Here is an 11,146-nt window from a genome sequence, read left to right as displayed (position 1 = left end):
CAACAACAGCGCAGCCCCACCCCACACCCCGCCCAGCCCCCCCCCCCCCCCGGCCGTGTTACGTACGCCGGTTCTCCTGCGCCGAGCTCCGGTGCACGCCCTCCCGGCGGGAGGGAGAGCGGTCAGTCGACCACGCGCTTGAGGAGGGGATGCCTCCCTGCCTCAGCGCGAGTCGCTGCCCGCCGTCTCGATGGCGGCGCGGCCTGCCTCCAGGCGCGCCACCGGGATCCGGAAGGGGGAGCAGGACACGTAGTCCAGCCCCACCTCGTGGAAGAAGTGGACCGACTCCGGGTCGCCGCCGTGCTCGCCGCAGACGCCGAGCTTGAGGTCGGGGCGGGTGGCCCGGCCGGCCTCGACGGCGTGCTTGACGAGCGAGCCGACGCCGTCGCGGTCGATGGTCTCGAACGGGGAGACCCCGAAGATGCCCTTCTCCAGGTAGGCGGTGAAGAACGAGGCCTCGACGTCGTCGCGGGAGAAGCCCCACACCGTCTGGGTCAGGTCGTTGGTGCCGAAGGAGAAGAACTCGGCGGCCTCGGCGATCTGACCGGCGGTCACCGCGGCGCGCGGCAGCTCGATCATGGTGCCGAGCTTGATGTCCAGGCTCACGCCGGTGGACTGGGCGACCTCGGCGAGCACGCGCTCGCACTCGTCGCGGACCAGCTCCAGCTCCTGGACGGTGCCGACCAGCGGGATCATCACCTCGGGACGCGGGTCCCCGCCGGCCAGCTTGCGCTCGGCGGCCGCCTCGGCGATGGCGCGCACCTGCATGCCGAACAGGCCGGGGATGACCAGGCCGAGGCGCACACCGCGCAGGCCGAGCATCGGGTTCTGCTCGTGCAGCTTGTGCACCGCCTGCAGCAGGCGCAGGTCGTTCTCGTTCGGGTCCTTGCGGGCCTCGGCGAGGGCGACGCGCACCGACAGCTCGGTGATGTTCGGCAGGAACTCGTGCAGCGGCGGGTCGAGCAGGCGGACGGTGACGGGCAGTCCGTCCATCGCCTGGAAGAGCTCCAGGAAGTCGCTCTTCTGCAGCGGCAGCAGGGTGGAGAGGGCTTGCTCGCGGTCCTTGTCGTTGTCCGCGAGGATCAGGTGCTCGACCTCCTTGCGGCGCTCCTCGCCGAGGAACATGTGCTCGGTGCGGCACAGGCCGATGCCCTGGGCGCCGTAGCGGCGGGCGCGCCCGCCGTCCTCGGCGTTGTCGGCGTTGGCGCGCACGGCCAGGCGGCGGCGGCCGTCGGCGTGCGACATCAGCCGGTGGACGGCCTGGACCAGCCCGCCCTGGACGTCGGCGCCAGCGTGCAGGGTGCCCTCGAAGTACTCGACCACGGGGGACGGCAGGACCGGTACCTCGCCGAGGTAGACCTTGCCGCTGGCGCCGTCGATGGAGACGACGTCGCCCTCGTGGACCACCAGGCCGTCGGCGGTGGTGAACTTGCGGGCCTTGGTGTCGACCTCCAGCTCCTCGGCGCCGCAGACACAGGTCTTGCCCATGCCGCGGGCGACGACGGCGGCGTGCGAGGTCTTGCCGCCGCGCGAGGTGAGGATGCCCTCGGCGGCGATCATGCCGTCCAGGTCGTCCGGGTTGGTCTCCCGGCGGACCAGGATGACCTTCTCGCCCGAGCGGGACCACTTGACGGCGGTGTAGGAGTCGAAGACGACCTTGCCGATCGCGGCGCCCGGCGAGGCGGCGAGGCCCCAGCCGATCTGCTTGGACTCGGCGGTCGGGGCGAAGCGCGGGAACATCAGCTGGGCCAGCTGGCCGCCGGTGACGCGCATCAGCGCCTCGTCCAGGTCGATCAGGCCCTGGTCGACGAGCTGCACGGCGATCCGGAAGGCCGCGGCGGCGGTGCGCTTGCCGACGCGGGTCTGCAGCATCCAGAGCTTGCCGCGCTCGATGGTGAACTCGATGTCGCAGAGGTCGCGGTAGTGGTTCTCGAGCTTCTGCATGATCGCCATGAGCTCGTCGTACGACTTCTTGTCGAGCTTCTCCAGCTCGGACAGCTGCAGGGTGTTGCGGATGCCGGCGACGACGTCCTCGCCCTGGGCGTTGGACAGGTAGTCGCCGTAGACGCCCTGCGCACCGGTGGAGGGGTCGCGGGTGAAGGCGACGCCGGTGCCGGAGTCCTCGCCGAGGTTGCCGAAGACCATGGTGCAGACGTTGACCGCCGTACCGAGGTCGTTCGGGATGCGCTCCTGGCGGCGGTACAGCCGGGCGCGGTCGCCGTTCCAGGAGTGGAAGACGGCGTGGACGGCGAGGTCCATCTGCTCGCGCGGGTCCTGCGGGAAGGCCCGGCCGGTCTCGCGCTCGACGATGCCCTTGAACACCTCGACGAGTTCCCGGAGGTCGGAAGCGTCCAGGTCCAGGTCGTTGACGGTGCCCTTGGCGTGCTTGGCCTCGTCCAGGGCCTCCTCGAACAGCTCGCCGTCGACGCCCAGCACGGTCTTGCCGAACATCTGGACCAGGCGGCGGTAGGAGTCCCAGGCGAAGCGCTCGTTGCCGGACTGGGCGACGAGGCCGACCACCGAGGTGTCGGACAGGCCGATGTTCAGGACGGTGTCCATCATGCCGGGCATGGAGAACTTGGCGCCCGAACGGACGGAGACCAGCAGCGGGTTGTCGGCCTGGCCGAGCTTCTTGCCCATCTCCTCCTCGAGGGCGGCCAGGTGGGCGCTGATCTCCTCGTGCAGGGAGGAGGGCTCACTGCCGGTCTCCAGGAAGACCTTGCAGGCCTCGGTGGTGATGGTGAACCCCGGAGGGACGGGGAGACCCAGGTTGGTCATCTCGGCCAGGTTCGCGCCCTTGCCGCCAAGAAGATCCTTGAGGTCCTTGTTTCCTTCGGTGAAGGAGTAAACAAACTTCTGCTGGGACGGCACGGGTCGGTCTCCTCGTACGCGGTTGCCCTGACGCCGGAGAACATACCCATTTCGAAGGTCTTTCTCTGCCCCCAATAGGCCGTACGAGGCCGGTACCCAGGGGTAACCCGCTAGATCGAATGCGCGTAACGGCGTTCACCTCTGGAGCCGAAATCGTCCGGCTGACGCGAGCCAGCGTTCAAGTCTTGAAGGCATGGAAACGTGAAGATCACACGATCCGGACGCACGGTAGCGGGCGGTGGTCGACCGCGTTGCCCCGGCTTGATTTCCTGCACCCGGATCGGCCGTCCGTGGCCGGGCGGCTTCGGGAAGCGATCCACGGCCGATCTGGCCATTTCGTCCACTGACCCCGCGTCAGTCCCGGCCGCGTGTGGCAAGTGTCACCAGCGCGTCGCGCCGGTCGAACGTAGTCCGGCTCCGACGATCGTCGCACTCCGTCCAGAATCGTGCTCGCTGAGTCATGATCCACTGCCAAAAGGGAGCCCTCCTGTCCAGATTGGACAAGAGGGCTGGGCCGGGGCGTCCGACCCCTCATGAGGGGTCATTTCGACGCTCCGTACAGATCATCCGCCAGAGGTGTCCGATTCGGCGTCCGCACCCGGCCGGGCGCAGTCGTACGGATCGTCCAACCAGCCCTCGGGCAGGACCACGCGGTTGTTGCCGGCGGTCCGTCCGCGCGGGCCGTCGGCACCGGCCGGCCACGGCTGGGACTGCTCCACCAGGGCCAGGGTTTCGGCCAGTTCGGCCAGCGACGACGAGTTGGCCAGCCGCACCCGCAGCTCGGAACCGACCGAGAAGCCCTTGGTGTACCAGGCGACGTGCTTACGGAAGTCGATCACTCCGCGCGCCTCGTCGCCCAGCCACTCGCCGAGCAGCTGCGCGTGCCGGACCATCGCCGCGGCGACGTAGCCGAAGTCCGGGCGGGCGTAGTCGACGTCGCCCTCGAAGATCGAGACGAGGTCGCGGAACAGCCACGGACGGCCGAGGCAGCCGCGGCCCACCACGACGCCGTCGCAGCCGGTCTCGCGCATCATCCGCAGCGCGTCGTCCGCCGACCAGATGTCGCCGTTGCCCAGCACCGGGACGTGCGCCGGCACGGACTCGCGCAGCCGGGCGATCGCCGACCAGTCGGCCGTCCCGCCGTAGTGCTGGGCGGCGGTGCGCCCGTGCAGGGCGATCGCCGCCACGCCCTCCTCGGCGCCGATCCGGCCGGCGTCCAGGTAGGTGAGGTGGTCGTCGTCGATGCCCTTGCGCATCTTCATGGTCACCGGCAGGGCGCCCGCGTTGGCGACGGCCTCGCGCAGGATCTCGCGCAGCAGGTTGCGCTTGTACGGCAGCGCCGAGCCGCCGCCCTTGCGGGTCACCTTGGGGACGGGGCAGCCGAAGTTGAGGTCGATGTGGTCGGCCAGGCCCTCGTCCGAGATCATCCGGGCGGCCTTGCCGACCGTCACCGGGTCCACGCCGTACAGCTGGATCGAGCGCGGCTTCTCGCTCGGGTCGAACTTGATCAGCTGCATGGTCTTGGCGTTGCGCTCGACCAGCGCCCGGGTGGTGATCATCTCCGAGACGTACAGGCCCTTGCCGCCGCTCTGCTCCCGGCACAGGGTGCGGAACGGGGCGTTGGTGATGCCGGCCATCGGCGCCAGCACGACGGGCGGCCACACCTGGATCGGGCCAATGTCCAGCGGCGCGAAGTCGGTGCTGGTCGCGGTGGGTGCGGGCGTGGCTGTCATGCGCGGCTGACCTCGGGAGCAGGGGACGGGACTCTCCATTGTCCCCCACCCGGCTCACCCGCTTCGGCCGTCCTCCCGGTAGCCGATCCGCAGCGAGCCCGACGCGACCGAGGCCCGGAGGCTGTCCGGGCTGGAGGCGTCGGACAGGTTCGGGTCGAGGCTGCGGCTGCCCGAGCCGACCTGCCCGCTGAAGGCGTACCGGCTGCCCTTCGGGAGCGTCATCGTCGCCGAGCCGGAGGTGGTGCTCACGTCCACCGCGTGCGGGGCCCTGACGAAGTCCAGCTCCACGGAGCCCGAGGTGCTGCTCGCCTCCACCCGGCCCGAGCCGAGCTCCGTGCCCTGCACCATGCCCGAGGTGGTCCGCGTGTGGACCTCGCCGGAGAGGCGGCGCAGGTACAGCGCCCCGGAGGTCGCGTCCAGCCTGACCTCGCCGCTCAGGTCCGCCACGTCGACGCTGCCCGAGTCCACCGAGCCGGTCACCCCGGTGCCCTGCGGCACTTCCAGCTCGATCTCGGCGCCGCAGCTGAGGAACGGCAGCGGCTGCCGGCAGGACACGCCGACGACCAGGACGTCGCCCTCGATCACGGTCGAGACCTGCGGCGCGCGGAACGTGTAGTTCAGGTTCCTGCGGACCACGACCCGGTCGTCCTTGCCCGCCCTGACCTGCACGGACGCGCTGCCCGTGGCCAGCTGGAGCTTGCGGACGACGACGTGGTCGTACGTCTTCTGCTCGGTCGTCTGCTGGCGCGCCACCAGGCCGAGGGTCTGCGACACGACCGTGACCAGCAGGAACGCGAGGCTGAGCGAGCCGATGATCCGCCACGTCGCCGCCCGCCCCGGCGCCCCGCGCGGCCCGGCGGGCCGGGCCTCCCCCGTAGCGTCCGCCATGGCTACCCGACCTCCAGGAAGCGCAGCACGGCCATCACCCGGCGGTGGCTGTCGTCGGCCGGCGGGAGGTCGAGCTTGGTGAAGATCGAGTTGATGTGCTTGGCCACCGCGCTGTCGCTGACCACCAGGGACGCGGCGATCGCGGCGTTGGAGCGGCCCTCCGCCATCAGGGCGAGGACGTCCCGCTCGCGCGGGGTCAGCTTCTCCAGCGGGTCCCGGTGGCGGCGCACCAGCAGCTGGGCGACGACCTCCGGGTCCAGCGCGGTGCCGCCCGCGGCGACCCGCTGGAGCGCGTCGAGGAAGTCGTCCACGTTGGCCACCCGCTGCTTGAGCAGGTAGCCGACGCCGCTGGTGTTGGTGGACAGCAGGTCGGCGGCGTAGCGCTCCTCGACGAACTGGGAGAGCAGCAGGACGGCCACCTCCGGCCACTGCCGGCGGATGACCATCGCGGCCTTCACGCCCTCGTCGTGGAAGCCCGGCGGCATCCGGACGTCCGCGACCACCACGTCGGGACGGTGCTCCTCGACGGCGATCAGCAGGGCTTCGGCGTCGCCGACCTCGGCCACGACCTCGAAGCTCACCGCCTCCAGCAGCTTGACCAGCCCGACCCTCAGCAGGACCGAGTCCTCGGCGATCACAGCGCGCACGGCAACTCCACGGTGAGTGTGGTGGGGCCCCCGAGGGGGCTCAGAACGGACAGCGTGCCGTCGACGGAGGCGGCGCGCTGGCGCAGACCGGTGAGCCCGCTGCCGCGCGTCGGATCGGCGCCGCCGACGCCGTCGTCGCTGACGACCAGGCGCAGCCTGCCCCCGGCCGTCCGCACCGACACGTCGACGCTCGTGGCGCGGGCGTGCTTGGCCACGTTGGTGAGCGCCTCGGAGACGGTGAAGTAGGCGACCGCCTCGACCGTCGGGGCGATGCGCTCGGCCAGTTCGACGTCCAGGCGCACCGGCAGCGGGGCCCGGGCGGCGATCCCGGACAGCGCCGCGTCCAGGCCGCGGTCCTCCAGGACGGCCGGGTGCAGGCCGCGGACCAGGTCGCGCAGCTCGTCGATGGCCGCCTGCGCCTCCTCGTGCGCGGCGACGATGACCGCCATGGCGTCCGGCGGGACGTCCTTGAGGGTGCGGCGGGCCAGGCCGAGGTTCATCGCGAGGGAGGTGAGGCGCTGCTGGGCGCCGTCGTGCAGGTCGCGCTCGATCCGGCGGCGCTCGGCGTCGACCGCGTCGACCAGGCCGGCCCGGCTCTCGGCGATCTCCTCGACGCGGCGCTCCAGCGCCTCGGCCCGGTTCGGGCCGAGCAGCTTCCGCGCGGCACCGGTCTCCAGCCAGGCGGCCAGCGCGGCCAGCCAGGGTGACGCGGCCAGCAGCAGCACGCCGGCGGCGGTGAGCGCCACGTCCGTGCCGGCCAGTTCCCAGCGCAGCGGGGTGTCGACCGGCATCATCCACACCCAGCCGTACAGGGTGGCCAGCACCAGGCCGGCGCCCCAGCACCAGACGACGCACAGCGAGGCGAGCGCCAGGAGCGGGCCGACGAGCAGGTGGTAGCCGATCTGACGCCAGTTCACCCCGGTGCTCAGGTAGGTCAGCGGGCGGCCCCGGCGGGTCGCGCCGGGCGGGGGCGGCACGTCCACCCCGGCGAGGGCGCGCAGCCGGCCGCGCTGGGCGGCGGTGAGCGGGCGGGCGAGGACCACGACCAGGGCCGTGACCGGGAACAGCAGCGTCGGCTCGGTGACGGCCAGCCAGACCGGTGCGGCCAGCGGGATCCCGGCGGCTATGAGGCGGGTGTCCCGCCAGGCCGCCGCCGACCACGGAGGCCGCCGCAGGCTCCTGACGAGCGCTCGGCGCAGCGTGGTGGAGGGCATGGCCGACAGCGTAGAGGCCCATGATCGCCGGGCGCCATGAAGGGGTGTGCAGAACCGGGGTGTAGCTAGGTACACCCCCGGTTCGGGGTGGGGCACTACCGACAGCGGGGTGGCCTCGGCGGAAGGCTTGGGGACATGACGAGCACCGCATCGGACGAAGCCACTCCGCCGCACGGGCGGCCCGTCCCCGGGAATCACGGGGGTGTTCCCGGGGACGCGCTCCGCCGCGCGCCGGAGCCGGACGGGACGCTGCCGGCCGGGCCCGGGCCGTGGTCGGTGCGCAGCGTGCGCGCCGGCCGCGGCCGGGCCGCGCTGGAGGTGTACGAGCACGGCGAGCTGGCCGACGTCCTGGTCGCCGCCCGGCTCACGCCGCAGCTGCTGCGCGGGGCGCGGCGGACGGCGGACGGCGGCCGGGTCTCCCGCGTGCTCGCGTGGGGGCGGCTGGCGGCCGGCGGCGCGGCTCCGGCGGTGGTGTTCACCGGCGGCGGGTGGCTGCGCGGGCCGCGGGCCGCCGTGGCGGGTGAAGTCGTCGCGGTGGGCGGACAGTTCTGGCTCGCCTGGGCCGAGGGGCCGTTCACCGGGGTCGTGGTCACGGCTCCGGCCGCGGGCGCGTCGGCGGGCCGGGTCGAGCGGCTGGGGCTGGAGCGGGTGCGGGTCCGGGCGGCCGTCGGGGGTGCGAAGTGAGCACCGCGGTGCTGACCGGGCGTCCGGCCGCCGGTCCGTTCTTCCCGTCCATCCGTCCCGGCGCGCTGGACCGGCTCGACCGCCTGGTGCGGCCGGCCCGCTTCGAGCGGCTGCCCGCGCTGGCCGCCGTCGCGCTGCTGCCGTGGCTCGCGGTGCTCGCGGTCTGCCACGAGACGCCGTGGGTCGTCCTGGACCTGCTGGAGTTCGCCGCCCTGCTCACGCTCGACGCGGCCGTGCGGCGGCGCAGCGCCGGCGCCCGCTGGGCGGGCGGGGCGGTCGCGCTGCTGCTCGCCGGGGACGCGCTGGTGGACGTCGCCTTCGCCGGGCCCGGCCACGCGGTGCTCGCGGCGCTGGTCATGGCGGGCTGCGTCGAACTGCCGCTCGCCGCCGTGTGCCTGCTGCTCGGGCGGCGCGCCGCGGCCCGCTAGAGCTTGTTCGGCAGGAGGTTCATCAGCTCGCGGGTCCGCTCGTCGCGCGGGGTGTAGGTGATCATGCGCGATCCCATCCGGGGGCCCAGCCAGAAGTTGGTGTACTCGCAGTAGAGCATCCCGACGCCGGGCACCAGGAACCGCTTGACGCCGTTGCCCGGCCTGGCCACGTCGTGCCGCCGCCAGGCGGCCTCGAAGTCGGGCGAGGCCTTCTGCAGCCGGGTGACCAGCGACTTCCAGCTCGGGTCCGAACCGTGGTCGGCCATCGCCGCGCGGAAGCGGGCCACGATCACGTCGCGTTCGGTCTCGTAGTCGACGAGCACCTCGCGGAAGCGCGAGGGCGTGAACGCCAGCCACATGAGGTTGCGGTCCTCGGGCGGCAGCGCGTCGAGGTCGCCGACGATGGCGGTGTACTGGGCGTTGTACGCGAGGATGTCGTAGCGGGTGTTGAACACCGCCGCCGGGTGGGGCGACATCTGCTCCAGCACCAGGCGCACGCCCGGGGTGACCGTCGGGCACTCCAGCACCGGCGCCGGGTCCTCCGCGCCGGCCAGCGTGAACAGGTGCGCGCGCTCGCTCGGGTCCAGGAGCAGCGCGCGGGAGACGGCGTCCAGCACCTGGGTGGAGACCTGGATGTCCCGGCCCTGCTCCAGCCACGTGTACCAGGTGACGCCGACGGCGGCGAGCTGCGCGACCTCCTCGCGGCGCAGCCCCGGCGTGCGGCGGCGGCCGGTGGGCGGAAGGCCGACCTGCTCGGGCGAGAGGCGTTCGCGGCGGCTGCGGAGGAAGGCGGCGAGGTCGTGGCGGCGGGCGTCGGCGGGCGTCGCGGCGGGAGCTGCGGCGGTGGCTGCAACGGGCGCCGCCGTCCGGGTGTGCGCGGAGGAGCCCCCCGCAGTGGGCGCGTGCGCGGCGGCGGTCGTCAGGCTCATGTGTTCTAGGATGCGACACCGCGGATCCTGTTGCCAGGTACTTCTTATACCTGGATAAGCACACTCTGGTACCAGGCTACGGCCGGGCGGATCGTATGACCCGTGACCCAACAACTCGCCGTCGCTCCCGCCCCCGTCCGCACCGCCACCACCCCCGGCACCGCGGCGACCGCTCCCCGCACCCCGTCCCTCGGCACCGCCGGCCTGATCACCGTCCTGCTCGGCGCCTTCCTGCCGATGCTGGACTTCTTCATCGTCAACGTGGCCCTGCCCACCATCGACCACGACCTCGCCGCCGGGCCCGCCGTCCTGGAGCTCGTCGCCGCCGGCTACGGCATCGCCTTCGCCGTCCTGCTGGTGCTCGGCGGACGGCTCGGCGACATCTTCGGCCGCCGCCGGCTGTTCGTCGTGGGCGCCGCCGCCTTCGCCCTCACCTCGCTCGCCTGCGGCCTCGCCCCGGGCGCGTGGTCCCTGGTCGCCGCCCGCGCCGCCCAGGGCGCCTCGGCCGCGCTGCTGATCCCGCAGGTGCTCGGCACCATCACCGCCGCGACCGACGGCGCCCGGCGCGGGCGGGCGCTCAGCGTCTACGGCGCCGTCGGCGGCATCTCGGTCGTCATCGGGCAGGTGCTCGGCGGCATGCTGATCGCGGCGGACGTCTTCGGCACCGGCTGGCGCTCCGTCTTCCTGCTGAACGTGCCGTTCGCACTGCTCGCGCTGGTCCTCGCCGTCCGCTACGTCCCGGAGAGCCGCGCCACCCGGGCCGCCCGGGTCGACGTGCCCGGCACCGTCCTGCTCACCGCGACCCTGCTGTCCCTGCTCGTCCCGCTGATGGAGGGCCGGGCGGCCGGCTGGCCGGTGTGGTCCTGGGTCCTGCTGGGCCTGTTCCCGGTCTTCGCCGTCGCGTTCGCCCTGGTCGAGATCCGCGCCGAGCGCCGCGGGGACACCCCGCTCGTGCCGCCGACCCTGCTGCGCATCCCCGAGATGCGCCGCGGCCTCGGCATCGCGCTGCCCTACTTCGCGGGCTTCGGCGGCTTCATGTTCGTCGTCGCCGTCGCCCTGCAGCAGGGGCTGGCGCTCGGCCCGGTCGCGTCCGGCTGGGCGCTCGTCCCGATGGCCGTCGGCTACTTCACCGCCTCGCTCTCCGGCCCGCGCCTGATCGGCCGGTTCGGCAGCCGGGTGCTCACCGCCGGGGCCGTCATCCAGGCCGTCGGCCTCGCCACCCTGGCCGTCACCGTCCTCGCCGACTGGGCCGGCTTCTCGCCGCTGCGGATGGCCCCCGGGGTCGCGCTCGCCGGGATCGGCCAGGGCCTGATCGGCACCCCGCTCTTCCGGGTCGTCCTCTCCAAGGTGCCCGCCGCCCGGGCCGGCGTCGGCAGCGGCGTCCTCGCCACCGGCCAGCAGTCCAGCCTCGCCCTCGGCGTCGCGACCCTCGGCACGCTCTACCTGTCCCTCGCGCCGTCCCTGGGCATGGACCGGGCGCTCGCCCTGTGCCTCGGGATCCAGCTCCTGGGCTCGTTCACCATCCTGTACCTGACCACCCGGCTCCCCCGCTCCATCGGCTGAGCCCCCGGGTCACGCCCGTCGGCGCGGGCCCCGCAACCGGTGTACCGGTGGCGGGGCCCGCGCCGTTTCCTCGCCGGAGAACGGCCGAGGGGCCCGGTAGCGGGGGGCCCGGCCCACGGGGGGTCGAGTGCGGGGGCAGGCGGGGGGGGCCCGCACCGCGTCCAGGGGGGCCGAAGAAAAGTAGGCGAT

The 11,146-nt window shown here is 73.1% G+C and carries 9 protein-coding genes; 3 read left to right on the top strand and 6 right to left on the bottom strand.

Annotated elements, in window-relative coordinates:
- Positions 1 to 162 precede the first annotated feature (162 nt).
- From ppdK to ACFXDE_RS42935, 5 genes are all read right to left on the bottom strand, one after another.
- Positions 163 to 2,871, bottom strand: coding sequence for a pyruvate, phosphate dikinase (gene ppdK, locus ACFXDE_RS42955; RefSeq protein ID WP_380445326.1), 2,709 nt, complete (start codon positions 2,869 to 2,871; stop codon positions 163 to 165).
- 563 nt (positions 2,872 to 3,434) lie between these two features.
- Entirely contained in the window at positions 3,435 to 4,604 is a 1,170-nt protein-coding gene (gene dusB / locus ACFXDE_RS42950) for a tRNA dihydrouridine synthase DusB (protein WP_380445325.1), read from the bottom strand.
- 54 nt (positions 4,605 to 4,658) lie between these two features.
- Positions 4,659 to 5,492: a DUF4097 family beta strand repeat-containing protein gene (locus tag ACFXDE_RS42945; protein ID WP_380499662.1), complete on the bottom strand. Its 834-nt coding sequence runs from the start codon at positions 5,490 to 5,492 to the stop codon at positions 4,659 to 4,661.
- Between the two features lie 2 nt (positions 5,493 to 5,494).
- Positions 5,495 to 6,139: a response regulator gene (locus ACFXDE_RS42940; protein WP_380445323.1), complete on the bottom strand. Its 645-nt coding sequence runs from the start codon at positions 6,137 to 6,139 to the stop codon at positions 5,495 to 5,497.
- Positions 6,127 to 7,353 (bottom strand): sensor histidine kinase, encoded by a 1,227-nt coding sequence (locus tag ACFXDE_RS42935; protein ID WP_380499661.1) that lies wholly within the window; start codon positions 7,351 to 7,353, stop codon positions 6,127 to 6,129. Before ACFXDE_RS42935 ends, ACFXDE_RS42940 begins: the two co-directional genes overlap by 13 nt.
- A 135-nt stretch (positions 7,354 to 7,488) precedes the next feature.
- Here ACFXDE_RS42935 and ACFXDE_RS42930 point away from each other — a divergent pair, with 135 nt between their 5' ends.
- A complete protein-coding gene (locus tag ACFXDE_RS42930) occupies positions 7,489 to 8,037 on the top strand; it encodes a hypothetical protein (protein ID WP_380499660.1) in 549 nt (182 codons plus the stop codon).
- Positions 8,034 to 8,465, top strand: coding sequence for a hypothetical protein (locus ACFXDE_RS42925; protein WP_380499659.1), 432 nt, complete (start codon positions 8,034 to 8,036; stop codon positions 8,463 to 8,465). The genes ACFXDE_RS42930 and ACFXDE_RS42925 overlap by 4 nt, the downstream gene beginning before the upstream one ends.
- On the opposite strand, the gene ACFXDE_RS42920 is transcribed toward ACFXDE_RS42925, so the two are convergent.
- Entirely contained in the window at positions 8,462 to 9,394 is a 933-nt protein-coding gene (locus ACFXDE_RS42920) for a helix-turn-helix transcriptional regulator (RefSeq protein ID WP_380499658.1), read from the bottom strand. The two genes, ACFXDE_RS42925 and ACFXDE_RS42920, sit on opposite strands and share 4 nt — an antisense overlap.
- Positions 9,395 to 9,496: 102 nt before the next feature.
- Here ACFXDE_RS42920 and ACFXDE_RS42915 point away from each other — a divergent pair, with 102 nt between their 5' ends.
- Positions 9,497 to 10,957: an MFS transporter gene (locus ACFXDE_RS42915; protein ID WP_380499657.1), complete on the top strand. Its 1,461-nt coding sequence runs from the start codon at positions 9,497 to 9,499 to the stop codon at positions 10,955 to 10,957.
- Positions 10,958 to 11,146: the final 189 nt, after the last annotated feature.

The sequence above is a fragment of the Kitasatospora sp. NPDC059408 genome (assembly GCF_042751525.1).
Lineage (GTDB): Bacteria > Actinomycetota > Actinomycetes > Streptomycetales > Streptomycetaceae > Kitasatospora.
The sequence above is the reverse complement of the archived record's forward strand: the minus strand, read 5'-3'. Positions and strand labels throughout refer to the sequence as shown.